This window comes from Vibrio sp. 1288, from assembly GCF_033344475.1.
The window spans coordinates 32,329-53,876 of the sequence record NZ_JAWPOX010000012.1 but is presented as its reverse complement, the minus strand read 5'-3'; the positions used below and the strand labels follow the sequence as shown (position 1 = coordinate 53,876).

25 protein-coding genes are annotated in these 21,548 nt (G+C 43.8%); 4 read left to right on the top strand and 21 right to left on the bottom strand.

Annotated features, from left to right (window positions below; genetic code table 11):
- Window positions 1-3 precede the first annotated feature (3 nt).
- The 15 genes from R8O11_RS11155 to R8O11_RS11085 form a co-directional block, all read right to left on the bottom strand.
- The gene (locus R8O11_RS11155; protein ID WP_005377206.1) at window positions 4-435 is read right to left on the bottom strand and encodes a type III secretion system chaperone; all 432 of its coding nucleotides are present in this window, start codon (window positions 433-435) and stop codon (window positions 4-6) included.
- Between the two features lie 185 nt (window positions 436-620).
- The gene (locus R8O11_RS11150; RefSeq protein ID WP_005387146.1) at window positions 621-1,259 is read right to left on the bottom strand and encodes an HrpE/YscL family type III secretion apparatus protein; all 639 of its coding nucleotides are present in this window, start codon (window positions 1,257-1,259) and stop codon (window positions 621-623) included.
- Window positions 1,238-1,903 carry a SctK family type III secretion system sorting platform protein VscK gene (gene vscK / locus R8O11_RS11145; RefSeq protein ID WP_115386029.1) on the bottom strand — a complete coding sequence of 222 codons (666 nt, stop codon included), beginning with the start codon at window positions 1,901-1,903 and terminating at the stop codon, window positions 1,238-1,240. Before vscK ends, R8O11_RS11150 begins: the two co-directional genes overlap by 22 nt.
- Window positions 1,896-2,642 carry a type III secretion system inner membrane ring lipoprotein SctJ gene (gene sctJ / locus R8O11_RS11140; RefSeq protein WP_086012989.1) on the bottom strand — a complete coding sequence of 249 codons (747 nt, stop codon included), beginning with the start codon at window positions 2,640-2,642 and terminating at the stop codon, window positions 1,896-1,898. Before sctJ ends, vscK begins: the two co-directional genes overlap by 8 nt.
- Window positions 2,642-2,986: a type III secretion system inner rod subunit SctI gene (gene sctI, locus R8O11_RS11135; RefSeq protein WP_005387149.1), complete on the bottom strand. Its 345-nt coding sequence runs from the start codon at window positions 2,984-2,986 to the stop codon at window positions 2,642-2,644. The genes sctJ and sctI overlap by 1 nt, the downstream gene beginning before the upstream one ends.
- Before the next feature lie 8 nt (window positions 2,987-2,994).
- On the bottom strand, window positions 2,995-3,630 hold the full coding sequence (locus tag R8O11_RS11130; RefSeq protein ID WP_025768115.1) for a YopR family T3SS polymerization control protein: 636 nt from the start codon (window positions 3,628-3,630) through the stop codon (window positions 2,995-2,997).
- Complete coding sequence (locus R8O11_RS11125; protein WP_005377200.1) at window positions 3,627-3,986, bottom strand: YscG family type III secretion system chaperone; 360 nt, start codon at window positions 3,984-3,986, stop codon at window positions 3,627-3,629. Before R8O11_RS11125 ends, R8O11_RS11130 begins: the two co-directional genes overlap by 4 nt.
- A gap of 3 nt (window positions 3,987-3,989) precedes the next feature.
- Window positions 3,990-4,238: a type III secretion system needle filament subunit SctF gene (gene sctF / locus R8O11_RS11120; RefSeq protein ID WP_005377199.1), complete on the bottom strand. Its 249-nt coding sequence runs from the start codon at window positions 4,236-4,238 to the stop codon at window positions 3,990-3,992.
- 18 nt (window positions 4,239-4,256) lie between these two features.
- The gene (locus R8O11_RS11115; RefSeq protein ID WP_005377198.1) at window positions 4,257-4,460 is read right to left on the bottom strand and encodes an EscE/YscE/SsaE family type III secretion system needle protein co-chaperone; all 204 of its coding nucleotides are present in this window, start codon (window positions 4,458-4,460) and stop codon (window positions 4,257-4,259) included.
- On the bottom strand, window positions 4,447-5,748 hold the full coding sequence (gene sctD, locus R8O11_RS11110) for a type III secretion system inner membrane ring subunit SctD (RefSeq protein WP_005377197.1): 1,302 nt from the start codon (window positions 5,746-5,748) through the stop codon (window positions 4,447-4,449). Before sctD ends, R8O11_RS11115 begins: the two co-directional genes overlap by 14 nt.
- 5 nt (window positions 5,749-5,753) lie before the next feature.
- Window positions 5,754-7,628 carry a type III secretion system outer membrane ring subunit SctC gene (sctC, locus tag R8O11_RS11105; protein WP_065274579.1) on the bottom strand — a complete coding sequence of 625 codons (1,875 nt, stop codon included), beginning with the start codon at window positions 7,626-7,628 and terminating at the stop codon, window positions 5,754-5,756.
- 44 nt (window positions 7,629-7,672) lie between these two features.
- Window positions 7,673-8,053, bottom strand: coding sequence for a YscB family type III secretion system chaperone (locus R8O11_RS11100; protein ID WP_318194146.1), 381 nt, complete (start codon window positions 8,051-8,053; stop codon window positions 7,673-7,675).
- Between the two features lie 12 nt (window positions 8,054-8,065).
- Window positions 8,066-9,046, bottom strand: a complete 981-nt coding sequence (locus tag R8O11_RS11095) for a T3SS regulon anti-activator ExsD domain-containing protein (RefSeq protein ID WP_025768113.1) — start codon at window positions 9,044-9,046, stop codon at window positions 8,066-8,068.
- A 148-nt stretch (window positions 9,047-9,194) separates the two neighbouring features.
- Window positions 9,195-10,055, bottom strand: coding sequence for an AraC family transcriptional regulator (locus tag R8O11_RS11090; RefSeq protein WP_005377191.1), 861 nt, complete (start codon window positions 10,053-10,055; stop codon window positions 9,195-9,197).
- Between the two features lie 609 nt (window positions 10,056-10,664).
- On the bottom strand, window positions 10,665-11,078 hold the full coding sequence (locus tag R8O11_RS11085) for a YscW family type III secretion system pilotin (protein WP_318194145.1): 414 nt from the start codon (window positions 11,076-11,078) through the stop codon (window positions 10,665-10,667).
- 388 nt (window positions 11,079-11,466) lie between these two features.
- On the opposite strand from R8O11_RS11085, the gene exsC reads away from it, so the two are divergent.
- Both exsC and exsE2 read left to right on the top strand, forming a co-directional pair.
- The gene (exsC, locus tag R8O11_RS11080) at window positions 11,467-11,913 is read left to right on the top strand and encodes a type III secretion system regulatory chaperone ExsC (RefSeq protein WP_005377174.1); all 447 of its coding nucleotides are present in this window, start codon (window positions 11,467-11,469) and stop codon (window positions 11,911-11,913) included.
- Window positions 11,914-11,921: 8 nt separating this feature from the next.
- On the top strand, window positions 11,922-12,227 hold the full coding sequence (gene exsE2 / locus R8O11_RS11075) for a T3SS regulon translocated regulator ExsE2 (protein WP_318194144.1): 306 nt from the start codon (window positions 11,922-11,924) through the stop codon (window positions 12,225-12,227).
- A 126-nt stretch (window positions 12,228-12,353) separates the two neighbouring features.
- Here exsE2 and R8O11_RS11070 read toward each other — a convergent pair whose 3' ends face one another.
- Entirely contained in the window at window positions 12,354-13,874 is a 1,521-nt protein-coding gene (locus R8O11_RS11070; protein ID WP_318194143.1) for an aldehyde dehydrogenase family protein, read from the bottom strand.
- Between the two features lie 239 nt (window positions 13,875-14,113).
- On the opposite strand from R8O11_RS11070, the gene R8O11_RS11065 reads away from it, so the two are divergent.
- Entirely contained in the window at window positions 14,114-15,880 is a 1,767-nt protein-coding gene (locus R8O11_RS11065; RefSeq protein ID WP_318194142.1) for a sigma-54-dependent Fis family transcriptional regulator, read from the top strand.
- 61 nt (window positions 15,881-15,941) lie between these two features.
- Here the strand turns inward: R8O11_RS11065 and R8O11_RS11060 are convergent, their stop codons facing one another.
- Entirely contained in the window at window positions 15,942-16,079 is a 138-nt protein-coding gene (locus R8O11_RS11060) for a hypothetical protein (RefSeq protein ID WP_005377165.1), read from the bottom strand.
- A gap of 578 nt (window positions 16,080-16,657) precedes the next feature.
- On the opposite strand from R8O11_RS11060, the gene R8O11_RS11055 reads away from it, so the two are divergent.
- A complete protein-coding gene (locus tag R8O11_RS11055) occupies window positions 16,658-16,861 on the top strand; it encodes a hypothetical protein (RefSeq protein WP_005377162.1) in 204 nt (67 codons plus the stop codon).
- Between the two features lie 10 nt (window positions 16,862-16,871).
- Here R8O11_RS11055 and R8O11_RS11050 read toward each other — a convergent pair whose 3' ends face one another.
- The 4 genes from R8O11_RS11050 to zwf all read right to left on the bottom strand — a co-directional run bounded on the left by R8O11_RS11050 (window position 16,872) and on the right by zwf (window position 21,328).
- The gene (locus tag R8O11_RS11050; RefSeq protein WP_033906174.1) at window positions 16,872-17,399 is read right to left on the bottom strand and encodes a hypothetical protein; all 528 of its coding nucleotides are present in this window, start codon (window positions 17,397-17,399) and stop codon (window positions 16,872-16,874) included.
- 226 nt (window positions 17,400-17,625) lie between these two features.
- Window positions 17,626-19,074, bottom strand: coding sequence for a decarboxylating NADP(+)-dependent phosphogluconate dehydrogenase (gnd, locus tag R8O11_RS11045; protein ID WP_005377160.1), 1,449 nt, complete (start codon window positions 19,072-19,074; stop codon window positions 17,626-17,628).
- A gap of 38 nt (window positions 19,075-19,112) precedes the next feature.
- Window positions 19,113-19,829: a 6-phosphogluconolactonase gene (gene pgl, locus R8O11_RS11040; protein ID WP_017634562.1), complete on the bottom strand. Its 717-nt coding sequence runs from the start codon at window positions 19,827-19,829 to the stop codon at window positions 19,113-19,115.
- Complete coding sequence (gene zwf, locus R8O11_RS11035; RefSeq protein WP_017634563.1) at window positions 19,826-21,328, bottom strand: glucose-6-phosphate dehydrogenase; 1,503 nt, start codon at window positions 21,326-21,328, stop codon at window positions 19,826-19,828. The genes pgl and zwf overlap by 4 nt, the downstream gene beginning before the upstream one ends.
- Window positions 21,329-21,548 lie beyond the last annotated feature (220 nt).

The following is a 21,548-nucleotide window of genomic DNA, read 5'->3' as shown; positions in this document are numbered from 1 at the left end:
GTTTTAAACCCTTAATGTGGAAAAATGAGTGGTATTCGTTTCCGGTACTTCGGTTGTTTTATTGGTTACTTCTTGTGTATTCGCACTTTTTAACCACTCGATGAAATTCGCAAATGACTCATCGAAAAAAGATGCAGTTAGCAGTTGCTGAGGCAGGTGTATGAAACCGATATATCCGGTCTCTTCCTCCCAGCATACCGCTGGAGAGCCTTGCGTTAAGGCATCTTTCATATGTTGATGCAAAATATCAGCACTCGGTTTATTACCTGAAATCAGCCCGATAAGCGTCACACGATCTTCTTGTGCACGAATTGTGATTGCTGTGTTTTGCTCAACGAGTAGATGGCAACAATCATCCTCATCAAAAACCAACGGCTCCAATTGGCAGCGGCTGGCAAAATCTGTCAGTAAAGAAGTTATAAATCCATTAGCCATTCGACTAAATAATCCTATTTTTGTTGTTTTAGAGGCGCTGCTTGGTTGCAACACTTATCAACTAAGCAGCTTTCTTAGATGTATTCTTAAGGATTTATGGCAGTGAATATTTTAGAAATGGTCGGATTTTTTTTGTTTAAAGGCATTAAAATGAAAAAACTCAGCAAGTGCTGAGTTTTTGAGGTTTATTCATGAATCGTAATTTTACGCTCGCTGAGCTGCTTCACCATGGCTTGCTTTAATGCATGCAGCTGTCCATCAATACTGGCGTCGATGATCCCAACTTCTGTTTCCAAAATGCAGCCTCCATTTTTCAAGCGCGCATCTGCTACCACGTCAACGTAACCGACTTCAGGGAAATCACTTAATACACCAGCCACCTTTTCCCTCACCTCAACAACCTGCTCTGGGTGGACATGTAAAATGACCTGCTTTTGGTTGCTCACCAGTTGCAACGCTTCTCGAACTACACTCACCGTGGTATCGACATCATCGAAGGTATCGATGATCTTACGTACTGCTTCTAACACCACACCTGTCATTTTTTCTTCGACTTGCTGATAGTAGTCATTACAACGTGCTAAGGTTTCAACCATCGTTTGCGCATTTTCAATCTTGGCTTGTGCAAGGCCATCTTGATAACCACGTTGTTTTTCGGTTTCGTAGGCTTGTTGGGCATTAGCAATGATGCTTTCAGCTTTGGAGTTCGCGGCTTCAACTAAGTGTTGCGAATCCAGATAACTGGCATAATCTTTCGCTTTCAGCACCTTTAAGCCAGGTGCCAGCTGCAAATTGTCTGTTTTTATTTCAACAAATGAAACCATTGAGGAATAACCTGTTTTGCGATTTTTTTTGTGAGTCGATACGCCAGATCTCGTTGATCCGCTTCCAACCAGTTAGCTGTTTCCGCGTTTTCGCTAAGTTGCTTTTCCAATTTGAATTGCCAACGAAGAACAACATCTTCCGGTGAGTTAATCAAAATAAACCTCATCCAAAAATATCCCAGCGCCCTCATGCTTGCTTCAACAGACCTTTCATCCAGTAGTTCTGGTAACGAACGCTGCCAGCCTTGCGGCCAGCTGGATAACAGCATCGGCCCGTTTTGAATTAAGAACCGAGCGCCTTCCAAACCAAAAACGTTGTTCAGAACCTGTTTCGGGTGTTTTAAGACAACGCTTCGCATCGCAACGCAATGCAAAGCTCCACCCACCATCAATACGAGTTGATTCAACGCGTCTGTCGGGAGCAATGCCAAACTATGACAAGGTCTGTTAAAAGCCATCTCAGGAACGGGAGATAACGCCCACTCATTGATACACCATTGGTTGAACATGGGGTTATCTCTCCAGCCTTCGATATTTAGTAACCAAGGCTGCTTTTGCTCTATCCAACTTCTATGGATGTACTGGCAAGGCGCATAGTTAAACTGGTGTTGTACCTGCGCGAGTGGTGTTTCTGGTTTAACCACGCTTCGTGTTCCTACGACACCATGTAAAAGTAGCGATATTCGAGCCGATGAGTGCCGCTACCAAGAACACCAAAATGGCGATAAGATTATTCGCCGTCTCTTTGGTGACCTGAACCGACAAAATGCTTTTAAATTGATTGTTTTGAGTAGCAACTCGAACCTCTGATGAGGGTACCATCACTACGCTGATTCGATCGTAGTTCAACCCCTCAATACTGTTGTTCACTAATAATTTGATCTGCGGAACATATGAATCAAGCGCAATATCTGCCGCGTGTTTAATAAATACGGAGGCAGAAGCTGGAGTTGGACGCTCTCCTGGACGCAGATCTTGATCTTCCAAAACAACATGAACACGTGCCACTAGCACGCCATCAATCTGAGATAAGGTTGAGGAGAGCTCTTGAGATTTCGCGTATACCAAACGTGCTCGTTCTGCTAATGGTGACGAGATCAAATCGTCTTTAGGAAACACCTCTTTCAGTGTAGAAAACTGCTCTCTTGGATAGCCTTTTCGCTTTAGCGCGTCTACCGCGAAGGCGATTTGAGAACTGTCTACCATTAACTTGACGGTGTTGTCTTTGTCAGGTTCTTTTGTTGCAACGACACCTTCGGATAGTAAGATCGACAACATCTCATTACCCTCTTTCTGAGTAACGTTGGTGTATAGCTCGGTCTGACAACCTACCAGAAACAACGTGAGCATGATGAAAACTGCTCTCATTTTATTCATCATCACTATTGTGCCTTCAATAAGGTTTCTACGTTTTGTGTGGTTTTACCCACGGTTTTCGCGATCAGCTCTTCTTGAAAAGTAATGCGTGTCAGCGCCCACTGCATTTGCAGTAATTGCGCCGGATCATCACCCACCATCTTCATGTTGTCTTGCAGGTTACTTTTCGCGTTATCGATAGTGTTTTTCAACTCGCTGATGTTTTCTAGCAAACCTCCCTCCAGGCCATTACTTGCCTCGGGAACCGACATGGCTTGCTCAAAACGTTCGCTTAAACCGTCTTCGACTTGCGCATCCTGCAACTTATCAATGTTGGTTTGCATCACCTCGGTGTACTGCGTGTTTATCATATGTACTCCTAAGATAAATCTAACTTGTGACTGTGAGTCATGATGTTTTTCACCATCGCATTTTTTTGGATCATGAAGCTAAGTTCATCACGAACCATGTCCAGTGTTGATGCCATATCAGGTAACGACTTCAACTCTGCCCAGCAATGCCATAAGGCTTGTTCTTTCTGGGCACCCAGTGGAAAATGCTGCGCTAGCATTGCTTTTAGTGCTGTTTTATCAGCAGGTGGTTCGGCAATAAGCTGTCCCGAAAAATTCCCTAGTAACTCCTGCTTCAACACCTTTAACAAATCAGATTGTGGCTGCTCGTTGCCTTTTGCACTCTTCGCCTCATGAAAGGCGTACCACATTGCCTCTCGTTTAACTTGAGGGTCGGAGAACGCTTCATTTAACGATGATAAGACACTTTGTTTACTGACAACCTCTGCGTCTTTTAATGATTCGTACCACGCTTTAATCTCCGCCAGTTTGGCTTCTGTTTTCTCTAGCGTCTCTTTTGGAGAAACATGTGAAACTTGCTCTTGCTTGTCACTTCGCTCCATGAGTGCTTTCATCTTGTCTTCATCGCTCCGCTCATAATGGCGCGACTCCGACTGACGCAAAGATTGGTGTTGAAGACTTAGGTTGCTTGAATCAATGATCATCCAAGATTCCTAATGTCCTGAGAAAAGCTCGCAGCAAATGCTTGGCTTTCTTCGCTTCCTTGTGACGCAAGTTCTACCCAGCTTTCCGCTTTGCTCAGTAAACCGGCTTTGGCAGAAGCAAGAGCCGCTAAGCTGATCAGATCTGGATAGGCATTACAAAGTGGTTCGAGTAATTGATGAGCCTCTTCATACAAGCCTTTATTCATGAGGCTCATTGCACGAATCATCGCAACGGTCTCTTCAGAACCTGAGCTTGCTTCAAGGCCATCTGCAATCGTGTTGGCTTCTTGATGACGATGCATACCTGTTGCCATCAGCGCGATTTCAGCCAGCAGTTGGCGCGTTTCTCGTTCCATGCTTTACACCTTCTGGAGAATCGACTGCATCACATCTTTAATCGCACGAGTGGTGGTCGCATTGATATTGTAAACAACAGACCATTTGTTGATCGCGTGCTGAAGCTCGGCAAGCTTTGATGGATCATCGGCATTGGTTTCTAGGTTCTTGATGGCTGCCGTCACTTCTGTGTTGGCATCTTTCGCTTGTTGTTCTAACTTAGCTTTAACATCATCAAGGTTTACACTGTTACTAGCATCGTAAAATGACATAAGACTTCCTCGTATTTTTTAGTTAGCTTCGTATGATTCAACGACCGCATGGGCGGCTGTGTAAGCTTCATACTGTTTGAGTAGCAATTGGTACTGCTGTGGTGAGCACCCTAAATCCAACTGACGTTTCACCACCGCTTGTGCTTCTAAGAGCTTGCTCTTAATCTTGTGCACTTCCGCACCGTTTGTGTCGTTATTTAAAATTTGTTCAAGATTTGTCATTGTTCGTCTCACCTTCATATCCAAGTTCTATTGTTATCACCCGCCCGCCTTTAACCAACTCAATACCAGCAGGTGTAACACTGGATATTCGGTAGCCCTGAGGCGTTCTTGCACCGACCATATAGCGAACGTTATCGGTCAGAATCACATATGGAACCTGGCCAAAGTTAACGCTACGAAACGGGAAATCGATGTTGGTGCCTTTACTCACCTTAGGTATGGATTTCAAAACTAAGTACGGCTTCTCACCATATTGTTCCCGGAAGTCTCGGGTCACACCGTAAAATCGAGTCGTTTCGATATCATCAAGCTCACCACGAACTTCGATGCGATCACCGCTGGTGACCAACTGGACTTTTTTCAGTAACTCCGCATCCGTCAATAACGCTTTTAGCGTATCCATGTAGGCACCCGCTCGCTGCAGTTCAACCTTCCACGCAATAAGACCCGGCACGTCTCGCTCCAAGATTTGTTCAACTTGGTTCCAGCGGCTTGCATCATCGATATAGCCCGTCAGCAGCAGTGTGCCGGTCTCATCGCCATTTTCGACTTTCACTTGGTGATAGCCGAGGTTGCGCAAAATAAATCGAACCCCGCGACGGATTTCTTCCATCGTTCTTAAGTCACTTTTGTAATTGATGCCCAATACATCAATTCGACCAAGCAGATCGAGTTTCTGTGTTCGGTCTTCAACATAGCCCTCTAAGACTGCTTGGCGTGCGGCGGCATTCCATTCCACGCGAACGTCGCTAAGTTTGAGCTCGCCTAAGATGTTACGTACCAAAACAATGGGTTCTGCTTCTGTAACAATTTCATTGTTGTTTCCGTTAGCTTGGCTGTACCACATACCGGCAAAAATGACACTCGGGACAAAACTACAAAGCAAAGCGATGAGCGTTGTTTTTTTCCAGCTAGAGCGTTGCACAGCAACCACAGGTGTATTCTGTTGGCTAGATTCGTCGCTGACGTTACTCACAATTAACGCATCTTCCGCGTATCCCAGAGCGAACTTCACAACGCCGACCGAGACAACAGCATGGCGTGACAACTCGATACCATCACCTGCAACAGCGATGTCTTCACTGTTAATATTTGCCTCTTCGCAGCCTCGTAAAATGACCGAGTCTTGCTGGCAAACGAGGGTGAAATGGTTCGCTTCGACCCCAGCATCAGACAATACAAGATCAGCAATAAAGTCGTCACTGCCAAGCACGAGAGCACCTTCAGGTAAGGTGACTTCTACTCCGGTATGCACGCCTGATAAAATACGAATTTTCCATTGCTGCATCGCGGTTAAGACTCCTCTGAAGGGCGCACACACTCACTTTGTGAGTCATCACATTCCAATACTTTCACCCGCCAACCCTTTTGCCCTGTTGGTAATCGGCACTGCGTTAATTGAGACGACTTTTGCTGTGACAATAAGTCTTGTTGATAGCGCTCGGCTTGAACCCTCGATGTGCAGCTATATACTTCCACTACCGATTTAAATTCAGCGCTATTGTTGGAGATGTTGTTAAGCTTGCCGATACTTGGTCGCAAGTCATATTCGTTGCCAATCAACACACTATCGCCAATACCATCCACAACAATTCGAGGTTCTAAAATAAACATTCGTACTGTGCGGCGCTTAGTATTGGTATTACTTCTAAACAGCGCGCCTAAATATGGGATGTCTCCTAGCAATGGCACTTTACGTAACTGATGGCTCACTTCATCTCGGTACACACCACCGATAAGTAAGCTTTGCCCTTGTTTAACCGTCGCTAAGGTGCTGATTTCAGTTTTACGAACGGAAGGAAGATCATCGACGCCACCATCAGCGATCTTTGCACCGTCTTCGAGATGAAGGCTCAGGTTAATTTCAGGTCGTGCAGCAAATCTATCACCAACGATACGTGGGACAATTCTCAGTAACGTGCCATACGTGACCTCTTCCAGCGCTGCGGTTTCTTTACCAACCAGCTTGACGTAAAACGTGCTGCTGTTGTTCAGTACCGCTTCGACATTTTCCTGAGTTAACAATGTTGGTCTTGAAACCACTTGAGCACTGCCTTTGGATTCCAATAAACGAATTTGAGCCAGCAAGTAATTTAGGTTGGTTGAATCAAGCAAGGACTTAAAGTTCTGTCCACTGCCGAGCGTCACATCCCCCGAATTCACATCACCTGTTGTTTTGATATCGACAATGCGGTTGTTTCCGACAGACACTCCTGCTCGCCAATCCACGCCTAACTGACTTAAATCGTTGGCACTGATATCGACAATCGATAGCGCGACTTCAATTCTTGATTGCGGCTGGTCTAATTGCGCGACCAGTTTACGATAGAGCGGTAATCGTGCTTGAGTATCACGAACGATAATCGCATTAAGGCCCGGCTCTGCTTCAACTGTTGCGCCACCATGAACTGAGGCGGTTTTATTACTTTTTACAGGCTTATCTGAACTGGTAACTTCTTTGCTAGACGCACTCGTCACTTGAGTTTGAACACCAGACACGACCCGTTTTAACACCGATGCGATGCCAGGGACCGTAATTGTCTGATCTCGATATGCAATTTCTCTATCCGTTGCAGAAGCGTACTTCAAAGGAATTATCTCAACGAATAATTCGTCGGTTGAATTCGATTTCTGCAGCAAGCGCGTTTCCAATGCCTCCGCCGTTTGTACCACTAAGTCGACATAACGTGGAGGACCCGCAAGATAGACTAACCCTTTGCTCTCAGCAGCTCTCCAACCATAACGAGAATCCCAAACGCCGGTGGAAATTAACGTACTGCGTAGCTCTCTAGCCGTAAGTAATTCCAATTGAAGTAAACGTGAGCGAGTTTCTGTCGCCTTATAGACATGTAAGACGGCACCATCGAAATACCACATCAAGTTGTACACTTGCGATAAGTAATCGAGGAATTCCGCCGGATCTTCAGGGGTAAAACGCCCATTCACTCGATCGTTGACTTTGTCACTAACAGAAACCGAGACACGATAATTTGCACCGAAGTTATTCAACAACTCTTTTAATGAGTCGTTATCTGCATAGTAGCGGAACGGTTGTTCGGGCCAGTGTAAGTCTGTTGCTTGCGCGTATCCCAAAGGAACAACACTCACTGCGCATAACAATGCCTTTGTTGCAGCACGCCTAATGTTGGGAAAGATTTTTAGCATCATGGTAACCACACTGTATGGTTGATTGTGTGGTTCACGCGTGCTTGTTATAGTAATGCAATGTAACGTTCGCATAGATTGACGTGCTTAGAAAGCAAAGCAGAGAACCGTTCCACCGAACGGTCCTCAACCCTTACTTTACTTTGCAAAATCAATTGCTGATCATCATTGGTTGTCAGTACGCCGCCATCCTCACGAATGGTTTTTAATGAGAGCTGCATGCAACGTTGTAACGCTTGTTCTTGTTGATAATCTAGATGCTCTTTAAACTGGAAGGGTAACGTCGCTTCCCATAAAATCCATGACGCATGTTGCTTGATGGTCAGTGATAACTGGTCAACCTCGATGTTGTAAGAACCATTTTCTGAGGCAATAAAATCCCCTACCTTTAGCGCTTCCGCTAAAGATTTCATCATCTTATCTAACATTTAACGCCCTATTTAGATCTGGCTGAGGTGATTGCAAGCCTGGCCGCACTGACCACTTTGAGTATCAAAATAGTAGTGATCGATATCACCAACAGTTTGCATGTTCTTGAACCATTGCCATACTTTCGCAACCGCATTTTGGTCGTTGTAAACCACATCGCATGCATCCCAAACTTCGTTCAGCTCGGGGGCCTCAAGTCGCACTTCCGAACACCAATTTTTCCACTCAGAAATAAATTGTTCGGTTGTAGAGGTGTACTCCGCGAACCCTTTCAGCTCGTCTAAAGACGGTTGCCACTTCTCAATTAACGAACGATGACATTCAATCACTTGCAACTGTTGTTCGCTTAACGTCCCAAGTTGCTTTTTAAGTTGATGCTGCTGGCTCTTAATGAGATCGAGTTGCTGTTGAACAAAGACGGCACTGGTGTCTTCCCCTGATAGCTTCGACCAATATTCCTTCTGAATATCGAGTTGATTGATAAGTTGTTCAACTTTAATCGAAGCATGAAGAGCACTTTGATCGACTTGTCGGTTAATCCACTCGTTGAGTGATAAATGGAAACAAAGCATCAACGTTTTTGGGACAGCCAAATTAAAGCGAAAGCCCAGACGAGAGTTGATGTAGTCCAGCCTTTGTTCGAACGTTGTGATTGTGCTGCTATCACTGAGCTGCGATCCAATTTCCAAAAATAAACGCATGGCAAACCGGTCTATCGAAGCACCAAGTTTTTGATACGTTTTTACTAACTGGCTAGCGCACAGGCTATCGACGACATTTCTATCCAACAAGCGTTGAAGTAAAGATAACTGCTCATAATTTATGACGCCTTCACTCAACAATTGTCGGTGATTGACGTGCACAACATTGAGATCCTGCGTAGGTTTCGAGGCGCTTTCATAACGAGCTCCTCTTTGTAAAACAGTCACTTTCCGCTGTGTCACTATGCTGTCTGGAAAAAGCGAACGGCGTCGCCAATGCTGCTTTTTCATTTATGTTCGTCTCCGCACCCCTTTCGAACAATCCAGAAAGAAAGAGATGTAATAATTTTTAATCGTTCGTTGTTACACGATACATAATAGAATTTACACTGGTGAGTGACTTTCAAAATTAGTCAGAAAATTTTAGTCCCAAGTCATTTCATTTCGCGATAGCCACTTGATCGTCTCCCGAACGTACGCGGCTTGGGGTCGTTCCAAAACGACGACGGTAACTCTGCGTAAAGTAAGACTGGCTGGAAAACCCTGCCTCCATCGCCACATCTACAATGCTCATCTTGCTCGTCAACAGCAGTTTATGAGCATGCAGTAGTCGACGCTCACTGATCCAAGCTCTTGGAGAAATGCCATAGTGCTCATTAAAAAGCTCTTTAAAAGTGGTTAAGCTGGCACCAAACTCCTGCGCGTAGTCTGTCAACTTCCATTCTTTTAAGTAATGCTGTTCCATAAATCGACGTAACCGTTCCGACGTACGGTTTGTTTGTTGTGACAGCAACGCATACAGTGATTCTCCTCCTTTGCTGTGTAGCAAGAGAATGAGTAGTTCTTCGTATTTTAGGCACATAATGGCATCAGGGTACGCTTGTTGCTCAAGCGTCTGCATGCTGGAAAGCACTTGTTCAACGAGTATGTTCAAACCAAAAGTAAACAAACCAGAACAAACTTTGTCTACCTTAGGCAGCATCATCAAGAGATCACTGTGTTTTTGCAGCAACTGACTAACGAGTTCATTGTCGTAGGCAATAATCGACGCTTTGTATGCCCCATCTAGCGGAGAGTACTCTAACAAGTAATCTCCTTGGGATAGAAATACCCCATTTTCTGCAGCAACATCGATTGTGCAATCACCTGTTTGAACTCGAAGCTGACCATTGTGAACGACAACAATGTGAGACTGGTCTGAGTGAAATACTTCGTCAGATTTTTCATAGCAGGAAAAACTACGAATTTTTCGTGAACTCGAGTCGACCCTTTCTGAGTTTAGTTGGCCTGACACATCCATTTTCTACCCTTCATTATTTTGAGTTTCTCAGTGCAAATGTTGAGAAACTTTCAAAGCACTACTTTGATTGTTGTTATTTCTAAGTACTGCTGTATGAATTAAAGAAGCAAAGAAAAGAGCATAGAAGTTCTATCACTTACCATACCCCCCGAATAATTAGCGAATAACCCAAGCATTACCTTTACCTAAAGGTAAAAGTTTGACTTAGTAAATTTCTGCTGTCCGTCTTTATTATTTTTATCAGATAGCGTTTATCATTAGCCAAAACTTAAATATCATTTCGTTATTTAAGTTTGGTTGTTTTGTTATACATTAGAATACAATTAAATAGATTTCGGCATCGTTTCGAGAACAAAATTAAATTTCCAAAATCATAAAAATGTATGTTTTATAGCCTAAAACGCCAAGCCAACGTGTTCAAGGAGCGAGATATAATCATAAAAAATACTGTTTTTGCAACAAGTATGAGTCTAAAAAACAACTGACCCGATGACTTCAAAGTCATGTAATTAATGTTTATAAAAGACAACAAATCTTTCACAACAGGAAAGATATAGTCTTTATTTTTATAAATTAGAAAATTCTAATAAAAATGTAGTACTTAAAATTTTATCTGTTTATTTTTGGAACAAGAATCAAGTTTTCTTGTTTATTTCCCTCTAAAAATAAATAGTTCTTTTCTTTTTCCGCAACGAGCTCACCGTTTGAATAAAGCTTTCCAATAATCTTCATTTTTCCTTCACCAGCTTGAATTGGTGCAATTAAAAACGAATACTGCACAGGCAACTGAACGCCTTGGTAGCTCTGAGATGCCGATTTAAAACATTGATTATCAATAACTTTACATATTTCCACCTCAAGAGAAGTAATCGAAGGTGGAAAGTAGCCGTCGACAGAAACCCAACCATAGACTGATGCCTGACTCTGTGTATCAAAGTCATCCACCCCATTGACGGACACAGTCTGACTGCACCCACTCAGTATGAATAACCCAATAAAACCAGCCCATATAGAATTGTTCATTATGACCCCATAAACTTATTTTATATAATCTAGCTCATTTGAAATCCACACAATTCTTTATGTAAAAATATAAAAGATCAACTTATATTTATACTACAAGCGGACAATAAATCGCATTTTTCAACAACACGTAGTTAACATGGACTGTAATTTCAAAAGCAGTTTCTGCTCACTTTCATTCCTTCCTTAATTGAAGTTTATTAGAGAAAAATGATATTCATATATATCATTACCATCGAGATATGCATCTGAACACATTTACTTTTGCCTTTCTATTTCTCTCAACACATTTAAAAGCCAAAATATAATAACAACCGACTAATATTGATAAACATGAAGAGATACATCTAATATTTTCCTTGATAAAATTTCAAAAGGGACTATTCCTATGTCAGCACGCCAAACTATCGATGAGATTTTGCTAAAGTTTGCTCATCAAATAGGCTTGCCTGCACTGCATCTAACGGAAAATGAAGTAAGCTTAGCCTTTGATGATAATCTAAGGGTGCATATCATCTTTCATCCTGAATCGACAACTCTGCAGCTCGAAGCTGAGATTGTTGGCCTTCAAATTGTAAATTCCGATCTTTATCGTTCTTTCTTGGCCTTTAATTATCACTGGCCTGAGCACCAGTTATTTTTTAGTTTAGATAACCACCGACATGTCCTATGTTTAAACCGACTCATTAACATTAGGCGACTGGATTACGAATATTTTGAAACAGCTTTAGCAGAATTGCTGACGCACAGCGAGTCGTGGGAAGCGTTATTGTCTTCTCATGTAACCATTGATGAGGCACCACCGATGCCACAAACTTTAGACTTGAGAGTTTAGGTGTCTTTATGTCCAATGACATCCAATCCACATACACCAATTCATCGGTTCATGACGCTCAACAAGCGCAGCAAAGTGATGCAGTGCCGCAAGGAACGTTTCATGGCCGTAAAGTCACCCTACTCTCCTCATCAGAAAGCAGTCTGATGCGAACAAGCTCTAAAAGAGAGCTTGGTGAATGTTTAAATCAATTTGCCAGTCTCGAATCTTGCAATCGCGTTTTGGACTTTGATCCACAACTCAATATTGACGAGCAAAACGCCGCCGTAGAAAAGCTTATGGAACGAAAAGTGGCGATAATTCAACGTTCCTGATATCACAATATAAGCAGGTTAAACATCTAAGTTACCCTTCAGCCGACAAGCTCACGCTAATAAAAAACCCCGAAGATTCGGGGTTTTGATTCATACTGCTTTTTCTTTATTAATTACTTAGTTTCACTAGAAGAAGCCTAACGGGTCGATGCTGTAGCTAATCAGCAAGTTCTTCGTGTTCTGGTAGTGATCCAGCATCATCTTGTGCGTTTCGCGCCCGATACCCGATTTTTTGTAACCACCGAACGCTGCGTGTGCAGGGTAAGCGTGGTAACAGTTAATCCAGATCCGACCAGCTTCAATATTACGGCCCATACGATATGCAACGTTCGCATCACGTGTCCAAACACCTGCGCCTAAGCCATATTCAGTGTCGTTTGCGATTTCCAACGCTTCAGCCTCATCTTTGAATTTGGTGATAGCGATCACTGGGCCAAAGATTTCTTCTTGGAAGATTCGCATCTTGTTGTGGCCTTCCAACATGGTTGGCTGAATGTAGTACCCCTGGTTGATAGACTCTGGCTGTTCTGACACTCCACCACCAAAGACCACTTTTGCGCCTTCTTCACGGCCGATTTCTAGGTAACTTAAAATCTTATCAAACTGTTCTTGAGAAGCCTGAGCACCAACTTGAGTATCGGTATCGAGCGGATTACCTTGTTTAATCAGCTGTGCACGTTCCGTCAGTTTCTCTACAAACTTGTCATAAATCGCTTCATGAACCAGTACGCGAGATGGACAAGTACAAACTTCACCTTGGTTGAAGAAACCAAGTAACGTACCTTCGATACACTTATCAAGATACTCATCTTCGTAATCGAAGATATCTGAGAAGTAGATGTTTGGAGATTTACCACCTAACTCAACTGTCGATGGGATCAAGTTGTCTGCTGCACATTTCAGAATGTGGTTGCCAACTTGCGTAGACCCGGTAAACGCGAGTTTCGCAATGCGGTTGCTGGTTGCTAATGCTTGACCCGCTTCAGAACCATATCCGTTTACAACGTTGATGACACCAGGAGGAAGAAGGTCACCGATTTTTTCCATCAGAACCAGAATGGACGTTGGGGTTTGCTCTGCTGGCTTCAATACCACACAGCAACCCGCCGCTAGTGCCGGTGCTAGTTTCCAAGCCGCCATCAACATTGGGAAGTTCCAAGGAATAATTTGACCCACCACACCAATCGGCTCTGGGAAGTGGTAGCTTGCGGTGTGCTCATCCAGTTCTGCCGCACTGCCTTCTTGTGCGCGAATACAGCCAGCGAAGTAACGGAAGTGATCCACTACTAAAGGTAAATCTGCCGCCAGGGTTTCGCGAACTGGTTTGCCGTTTTCCCAAGTTTCTGCAACTGCAAGCTCTTCTAGATGCTGCTCAATACGGTCAGCAATTTTCAGCAAGATGTTCGAACGTTCTGTCACGCTAGTTTTGGCCCATTTTGCTCTGATGTTGTGCGCGGCATCCAGTGCTAAATTAATATCTTCCTCGCCAGAGCGAGCAACTTTACAATACGCTTGTCCGTTGATTGGTGAGATATTGTCAAAGTACTCACCACCCGTTGGTTTTAGCCATTCCCCACCGATAAAGTTATCGTAATGCGATTTAAAGTTAACAATGGCATTTTCACTACCTGGCTGTGCATAGATCATAACTCTTCCTTTTGTTTCTCGTTCAATGTGTTATTGCAGTGTCGTATCGCACTGTTCACAAAGAGCATTACGCAAGTCACACGCCAACTACGCCACACTTGTTGTTAATTAAATGTAAAACTATGATTACCAAGCGATAACAAACCAAGTGAGCGATGTTTGAGCGGATGTATGGTGTGAACACCAATGTTCAAGTGTTCCAAAATGGCACACCCTCACTGTGACAAAATGGTACAGTCATGGAACTTCAACACATTAGCGATAACAACTGGCTTTCAACTTCATGGGTCAGAAGTGAACAAGCGGGTTTAAAACAGCGTCGACGCCCTGAAGATATTCGAGTAACGCCAGCAACGCTCCAAGATAGGCGTCACCAACTCAATTTCTTGCTAGAGGCAGTCACTCAATTTGCGCTCCCTTTGTTTAATCAGCTATTTGCTCATAGCGACAGTCGCTTAATTTTGACGGACTCAGATGGTGTCATCATCGGCAGTTGGGGACAGCCTAGATTTCGTGAGAAGTTGACGGAAATCTCGCTAAGCTCTGGAGCATGCTGGCAAGAAAAGGTCAAAGGCACCAACGCCATTGGTACAGCCTTGGTTGAAGCAAAGCCCGTTTCTGTTATTGGTGATCAGCACTTTATCCAACACCATCGTTTTATTAGCTGTTCGGCTAATCCTATTTTCGATCATCTTGGTAACCTCATTGGCGTATTAGATATTACGAGCGAGCAAAAGAGACATGACTTCTCAACGCAAGTACTAGTACAAAACATGGTCCAGCAAGTGGAGAATCAACTACTTAACTTGATTCCACAAGGGCATATTCGTGTGGATTTAGCGTGCGAAAAAGGTTTACTGAATAGTGGTTGGCAAGGAATTATCATTGCAAATGAAGACGGACAAGTTTTGGCTCACAATCAAGTAGCCTCTCAACTTTTTGCGCAAAAAAGTATCATTGGGCAATCCTTAGACGACATTCTATCCACTCGGGGAAATGAGCACCCTTTCGTTTTCAAAACAAAACCGCTTACCGATAAAGATAGCAAGGTCAAGTCTCGTGCTGTAGCGGCGTCCAATGATCTTCATTATGGCGACTCCGCTGTTGAGCACTGTTGGCAGCAAGCTAATCGCGTCATCGATAAAGACATCAGTTTGTTGATTCTCGGAGAGACTGGTGTTGGCAAAAACGAGTTTGTAAAAGCACTCCATAAAAACAGCCAGAGAAAAACGGGACCGTTAGTTTCCGTCAACTGCGGAGCGCTACCAAAAGATCTGGTTGAATCTGAATTATTTGGCTACGTAGCCGGTGCCTTTACTGGCGCAAACAGCAAAGGCTATCAGGGAAAAATTCGCCAAGCACACAAAGGGATTTTGTTTCTAGATGAAATCGCGGATTTACCCTTGGAAGCTCAAAGCCGATTGCTCCATGTATTGCAAGATAAAACCGTGCTTCCCGTGGGTTCCAACCAAAGCATTCAAGTCGATACGCAAATCATTGCAGCCACGCATAAAGATCTGGAACATTTGGTCAGCGAAGGATTGTTCCGCCAAGATTTGTATTATCGCCTTAATGGCTTGATCATTGAGCTACCTCGCTTTGAGGAGCGTGAAGATAAACGACAACTGATTGAGAACATTCATCGGCGTCACGCCGAATCTGAACAACAGCTTTGCCCTCACCTCCTTTCTCTGATGCTGTCTTACTCATGGCCAGGAAATTTGCGTGAACTCGATAGTTTAATCAAAGTATCCGCCTTAATGGCGCAAGGTGAAGAAATATTGGAACTCAAACACGTCCCAGCCCACCTAAGTAAGAAACTCAGCCAAGCTCAAGAAGGAGCAGCATCGGCTGAACCAACTTCAGAACTGCGTGCAACCGTCGAAGATAAGTTGCTCAAAACATATCAAGCTAACCAGGGGAACATTAGCAAAACGTCTCGTATGCTTGGTGTGAGCCGAAATACCATTTACAGAAAGTTGAAAAGCCTTGGCATATTAAGTTAATTCTACGACCTCAGATACAAAAAGAGCACCGTTGCGGTGCTCTTTCTCTTTGAAACCTAGCTTACAGGCCGCCTTGTTGTTGTGCCTGTTTTACTAATGCCTGACGTTGAGTTTCCTTCTCAGAGATCACTTGATTGTCCTTGTGCATTTCCTGTTCCAATTCTGCTGGAATGAAAACAAAGTACTTGTTAAGAGTCATCTTAGAACCTCAATTTGCTGTGTTAATTACCTTCTTGGTCGACGTAAACAAAACCAGAAAAACATGTTTTACTGGATCCTTGTTGCTAGTTTCAAAAAATAAAGGATGTTCATATAATAAACATCCTCCATGTGGGCGCTAATTATAGGCGTAGTTTAAAGGCTTACCTAGCACTCTTTTTCACCTTTTGTGCAATCTGAGTTTCGATCGAAAAACGGGTTTAATTGCCCGTAGTTACTAAGATATTGTTAAAAAGAGAAAAAAGCTTTTACTGTAACCGACGACAGGGATGAGCTTACGAGTGTAGTTTCACTTGCAATTGTGCATCGTAGAGTTCGAAGACGATAATAATAACGCTACATGCCCTTAATCTGCGTAGTTAAAAACTTTGAAGTGATAGACAACCGAAGTCATATCTGTGCAACTCAGTTTAACGATTTGTCTACCAGTTCAATATTTCACCTTTTTTGAGAAATCTTTAGCCACTTTTTTGTGTGAAACGCCCCAAAAGAGCAGACAATTAAAAGTGTGGCATATGACCACAATTGTCTACCCCCACTTAGCTTCGGGAGGCGTTTATGAAAAGTAACAAACTTGGCCATGTGATGTCTTTCAGCAGGATGTTTTCCTTCATTGCATTCTTGACGGCCACATTCGCATGGATTCTCAGCATGTACGCCCTATTTACTGTTTCTTTAGTGGCTCTTGTGGTCAGTGCAATTCTCTACCTAAAAGACAGGTTTTATCAAAACAAGAAAACGACCACTGAAAAGAGCGCCTAGGCGCTCTTTTCTATTGGATGTCATTTCCGTGTGACTTGATATAGTTATCAATCCGTTCGAGTTCGTGAAAATAACCATACATACCAATACGATTAATTTCTGGTTCTATACAGTATTTTTCTTCTTTTACCATAGCTTCTACAAACATTCCGCTTGATGCAATTGTGAAAGGTGGACACGCTGAGTAACCATTACTTTCTGCAATATATTTCAATCGCCCAAATTCAAAAATTTGACCTGGAATAGCAACGATAAGGGACAAGACAATTGTTATAGTTATCACTTTAATCGGCACTTTGACTAACTGAGTCATTCGATCAAATAAAATATAGACCAATAATGTAGGGCATAAGAGTAAGCTTGCGATACTTAAAACATATGACGCATCAATGTAGAGCACTTGAAAACCACTACTGAGCTGAAGCGGTAGAGATTCGAAAACGAAATGATGATAAAGGCGATAGATAGAGTAAGTAATCAGTAATATGAACATAAGCAACACGAAAGCTGTGTGAAATGGATGCTTCTGTTGTGTCATTTCTATTACCTTATAGTTGAGGAGACGACAGAGAGCGGCTTAGCTTCACTCTTCGAAGAGAAATATTAAACTGCTAGCAAATGCATGCTCTCCCATTTCTGAGAAGTGCGTGACGAATCAACGTTTAATGTAACTTTTAAATCTACCAATATCTTACAGACACAAAAAAGGATGCCACTTGGGCATCCCTTTATATCTTTATATTTAGTCGGTTTACTTAAAACGATTACACGTCGTAAGTTGTAGACGCTGTGTCGCCGCCTGTACCAGTCCAGTTAGTGTGGAAGAATTCACCACGTGGACGGTCAATACGCTCATAAGTGTGAGCACCGAAGTAGTCACGTTGAGCTTGAAGCAGGTTCGCTGGTAGACGAGCTGTTGTGTAACCGTCTAGGAAAGATAGCGCAGAAATCGTACATGGCATTGGGATACCAGACTCTAGAGATTTCGCTGCTACTTTACGCCATGCTGCTAGGCTGCCTTGTAGGATGTTTTTGAAGTACTCATCAGAACCAAGGAAAGCGATGTCTGGGTTCGCTTCGTACGCATCACGGATGTTGCCTAGAAACGCAGAGCGGATGATACAACCACCACGCCACATTAGTGCTACGTTACCGTAGTTTAGGTCCCAACCGTTCTCGTTAGACGCTTCGCGCATTAGCATGAAGCCTTGAGCGTAAGAGATGATCTTAGAAGCTAGTAGCGCTTGACGTAGTGCATCAACCCACTCTTGCTTGTCGCCTTCAACTGGAGTGATTGTCTTACCGAATAGAGACTCGGCTTCAACACGTTGGTCTTTCAGTGCAGATAGACAACGAGAGAATACAGACTCAGAGATAAGCGTTAGTGGAATACCTAGGTCTAGTGCGTTGATACCAGTCCATTTACCAGTACCTTTTTGGCCTGCTGTGTCTAGGATCTTTTCAACGAGAGGCTCACCGTCTTCATCTTTGTAGCCAAGAATGTCAGCCGTGATTTCAACAAGGTAGCTGTCTAGCTCAGTCTTGTTCCAATCAGCGAATACTGCTTGCATCTCGTCTGCAGACATACCAAGACCGTCTTTCATGAACTGGTAAGCTTCTGTGATAAGCTGCATGTCACCGTATTCGATACCGTTGTGTACCATCTTAACGAAGTGACCAGCACCGTCGTTACCAACCCAGTCACAACATGGCTCACCAGCGTCAGTTTTCGCAGCGATACCTTGGAAGATAGGCTTAACCGCTTCCCATGCTTCAGCAGCACCGCCAGGCATGATAGATGGACCGAAGCGCGCACCTTCTTCACCACCAGATACACCAGTACCGATGAAGTGGATACCTTTTTCACGTAGTGCAGCAACACGACGGTTTGTATCTGGGTAGTTAGTGTTACCACCGTCAATAATGATGTCGCCTTTGTCTAGCAGAGGTACTAGCGCTTCGATGAACTTGTCTACAACGTCACCAGCGCGAACCATCAACATTACTTTACGCGGCGTTTCTAGCTTCTCTACTAGTTCTTCTAGAGAGTATGCACCGATGATGTTCGTGCCTTTTGCTGGACCTTCCAGGAACTCGTCTACTTTAGCAGCAGTACGGTTGTGAGCAACCACTTTAAAGCCGTGATCGTTCATGTTTAGGATAAGGTTTTGACCCATTACTGCTAGGCCAATTACACCGATATCACCTTTCATTGTTTCTCTCCAATTTTATTTCATCGACGAGCAGCGTCTTAAGCAATTTTTGCTGCCGCGTCTAAATCTAAATACCATTCCGTTAGGCCCGATTTCGCTTGAATCTTAGCCGCTGGGTATGGCAGTGCGTGTGCTGGTGAACTGTTAATTTCTTCAACAATGTCCGCTTTTCCTGCACCAAGCACTAAGTAACTAATGCGTTTCGCTGCTTCTAATACGCGTGCGGTTTTCGACACACGAAGTTGGCCCGATTCAGGATGCGACGCCACAAGAGATAGGTTCGCATCATCATAATTCGTTTGGCCAGGGAACAGAGAAGCTGTATGACCATCTGCACCAACGCCTAATAAGATCCAGTCAAACACAGGTGTGCCGTTTTCACTCGGGATCACCTCTGCCATCTCTTTTGCAAAGCGCTCGGCTTCTGCTTTAGGCTCATCTTCGCCACGGATGCGGTGAATGTTTTCCGCAGGAATATTTACTTGGCTAAACAACAACGTGTTCGCTTCACCGTAGTTGCTTTCTGCATCGTCAGGGGCAACACAACGTTCGTCACCCCACCAAAAGTGGAGGTTTTCCCATTGAATGGAGGTTGCGTAAGCCTCTGAAGCCAGTAGTTTAAACAGCATTTTAGGAGTGCTGCCGCCAGAAAGAGAGATGTGAACAGGTCTGCCCATTTCGCTAAACGCTTTCATATCGTTAGCTAGGCTTTCAACTACCTGTTCTGCTGTTTGGTAGATCTTATGGTTGATCATAGTTCACAGTAATCCGTATCTGTTAAGTTTTTACATGGGAAACGCCAAGCGCGGCCATCACGCTGTAACAAGTCATCTGACTCTTTAGGTCCCCAAGTGCCGCATGCGTACCCGAAGAGGGATTGTGGATCTTGCTTAAAATCTAAGATTGGCTGTACGTATTGCCAGCACGCTTCCACCGCATCACTACGTGCAAATAGCGTAGCATCACCATTCAAAGCATCAAGTAGAAGGCGCTCGTATGCCGTCAGCATTTGCGTTTCTTGCAAGTCAGCGTAATGGAAGTTCATTTTCACTTCCTTCGCTTCAAAGCCTGCGCCTGGCTCTTTCAAGCCAAAGCTCATTTGAATGCCTTCGTCTGGTTGAATACGAATGATCAGCTTGTTTTCTGGTGCGTTTTGACCAAACACAGGATGCGGTGTTTGTTTAAAGTGGATAACCACCTCAGTAACGCGTGTTGGAAGACGCTTACCAGTACGCACGTAAAATGGCACGCCATTCCAACGCCAGTTGTTGATGTACGCTTTCAAACCGATGTAAGTCTCTGTACGAGAATCGTCTGCAACTCCCGGCTCTTCACGGTAGCCGCGTAGGCTTTGCCCACGAACTTCAGACGCCGTGTATTGGCCTAATACTAGGTCGTTGCGCAGAGCGTTTTCGTCTAATGGCTTTAAGCATTGAAGCACTTTTACCACTTCATCACGCATCGAGTCTGCATTGATTTGCGCTGGTGGTTCCATACCTACCATTGCTAATACTTGTAGCAAGTGGTTTTGGAACATGTCGCGCACAGCGCCAGAGTTGTCGTAGTAACCACCACGCTCCTCTACGCCAAGGAATTCTGCGCCTGTGATTTCAACGTAATCAATGAAGTTACGGTTCCAAAGCGGCTCAAACATCGCATTAGAGAAACGAAGCACAAGTAGGTTTTGTACCGTTTCTTTACCTAAGTAATGGTCAATTCGGTAGATTTGATGCTCTTGGAAGTGCTCGTGAATTTCTTTGTCCAGAATACGCGCCGATTCAAGATCATAGCCAAATGGTTTCTCAATGATCAGGCGTTTCCAGCCATCCTCTTCACTGTTAAGACCATGTGCTGCAAGACTTGCAGGGATCACACTGTATAAACTTGGTGGGGTTGCTAAGTAAAAAAGCGTATTGCGTTGCTCGAATTGATATTCGTCCGCAAGTTGGTCTAAGCGAGAAGATAGCTTACCGTAATCTTGTGTGTCAGAAGTATTAATTGCTTGGTAGTGCAGATGGTTAATAAATGCATCAAGCGTTTCTGGCTCAGTCTTTTCCATTTCCTGAAGCGATTTTTTCAGCTTCGCGCGGTAAGACTCATCACTGTATTCAGTGCGACTTACACCCAGAATGGCAAAATTCTCTGGAAGCTGCTTGTTCGCGTAGAGGTGGTATAAAGCAGGAATGAGCTTACGGTACGTAAGGTCACCTGAAGCACCAAAAATAACGATGCTGCTGTTTTCTGGTATTACCATCATCTTTCCCTTAAAAACGAGGTACTTATTGTGTGCCCGGATACGGCTAGAGAATGAGCCAACCCTATCAATGGCACCTCAAAATAGAAAATTGGTCTTACCTATTACGTTGATAGGTAAAGTCTATGGGCCCAAAGAACCTCAAGAAGTTGCATTTCCGATTCTTGAAAACACGACGTATTGAGGTCATTTAAGTCACTTATGTCTCAAAAGTACACAC

Coding starts and splice junctions, on each gene's coding strand:
- R8O11_RS11155 (WP_005377206.1), bottom strand. CDS start 435: ATGGCTAATGGATTTATAACTTCTTTACTGACAGATTTTGCCAGCCGC.
- R8O11_RS11150 (WP_005387146.1), bottom strand. CDS start 1,259: ATGGTTTCATTTGTTGAAATAAAAACAGACAATTTGCAGCTGGCACCT.
- sctI (WP_005387149.1), bottom strand. CDS start 2,986: ATGATAAACACGCAGTACACCGAGGTGATGCAAACCAACATTGATAAG.
- R8O11_RS11130 (WP_025768115.1), bottom strand. CDS start 3,630: ATGATCATTGATTCAAGCAACCTAAGTCTTCAACACCAATCTTTGCGT.
- R8O11_RS11125 (WP_005377200.1), bottom strand. CDS start 3,986: ATGGAACGAGAAACGCGCCAACTGCTGGCTGAAATCGCGCTGATGGCA.
- sctF (WP_005377199.1), bottom strand. CDS start 4,238: ATGTCATTTTACGATGCTAGTAACAGTGTAAACCTTGATGATGTTAAA.
- R8O11_RS11115 (WP_005377198.1), bottom strand. CDS start 4,460: ATGACAAATCTTGAACAAATTTTAAATAACGACACAAACGGTGCGGAA.
- sctD (WP_005377197.1), bottom strand. CDS start 5,748: ATGCAGCAATGGAAAATTCGTATTTTATCAGGCGTGCATACCGGAGTA.
- sctC (WP_065274579.1), bottom strand. CDS start 7,628: ATGATGCTAAAAATCTTTCCCAACATTAGGCGTGCTGCAACAAAGGCA.
- R8O11_RS11100 (WP_318194146.1), bottom strand. CDS start 8,053: ATGTTAGATAAGATGATGAAATCTTTAGCGGAAGCGCTAAAGGTAGGG.
- R8O11_RS11095 (WP_025768113.1), bottom strand. CDS start 9,046: ATGAAAAAGCAGCATTGGCGACGCCGTTCGCTTTTTCCAGACAGCATA.
- R8O11_RS11090 (WP_005377191.1), bottom strand. CDS start 10,055: ATGGATGTGTCAGGCCAACTAAACTCAGAAAGGGTCGACTCGAGTTCA.
- R8O11_RS11085 (WP_318194145.1), bottom strand. CDS start 11,078: ATGAACAATTCTATATGGGCTGGTTTTATTGGGTTATTCATACTGAGT.
- exsC (WP_005377174.1), top strand. CDS start 11,467: ATGTCAGCACGCCAAACTATCGATGAGATTTTGCTAAAGTTTGCTCAT.
- exsE2 (WP_318194144.1), top strand. CDS start 11,922: ATGTCCAATGACATCCAATCCACATACACCAATTCATCGGTTCATGAC.
- R8O11_RS11070 (WP_318194143.1), bottom strand. CDS start 13,874: ATGATCTATGCACAGCCAGGTAGTGAAAATGCCATTGTTAACTTTAAA.
- R8O11_RS11065 (WP_318194142.1), top strand. CDS start 14,114: ATGGAACTTCAACACATTAGCGATAACAACTGGCTTTCAACTTCATGG.
- R8O11_RS11060 (WP_005377165.1), bottom strand. CDS start 16,079: ATGACTCTTAACAAGTACTTTGTTTTCATTCCAGCAGAATTGGAACAG.
- R8O11_RS11055 (WP_005377162.1), top strand. CDS start 16,658: ATGAAAAGTAACAAACTTGGCCATGTGATGTCTTTCAGCAGGATGTTT.
- R8O11_RS11050 (WP_033906174.1), bottom strand. CDS start 17,399: ATGACACAACAGAAGCATCCATTTCACACAGCTTTCGTGTTGCTTATG.
- gnd (WP_005377160.1), bottom strand. CDS start 19,074: ATGAAAGGTGATATCGGTGTAATTGGCCTAGCAGTAATGGGTCAAAAC.
- pgl (WP_017634562.1), bottom strand. CDS start 19,829: ATGATCAACCATAAGATCTACCAAACAGCAGAACAGGTAGTTGAAAGC.
- zwf (WP_017634563.1), bottom strand. CDS start 21,328: ATGGTAATACCAGAAAACAGCAGCATCGTTATTTTTGGTGCTTCAGGT.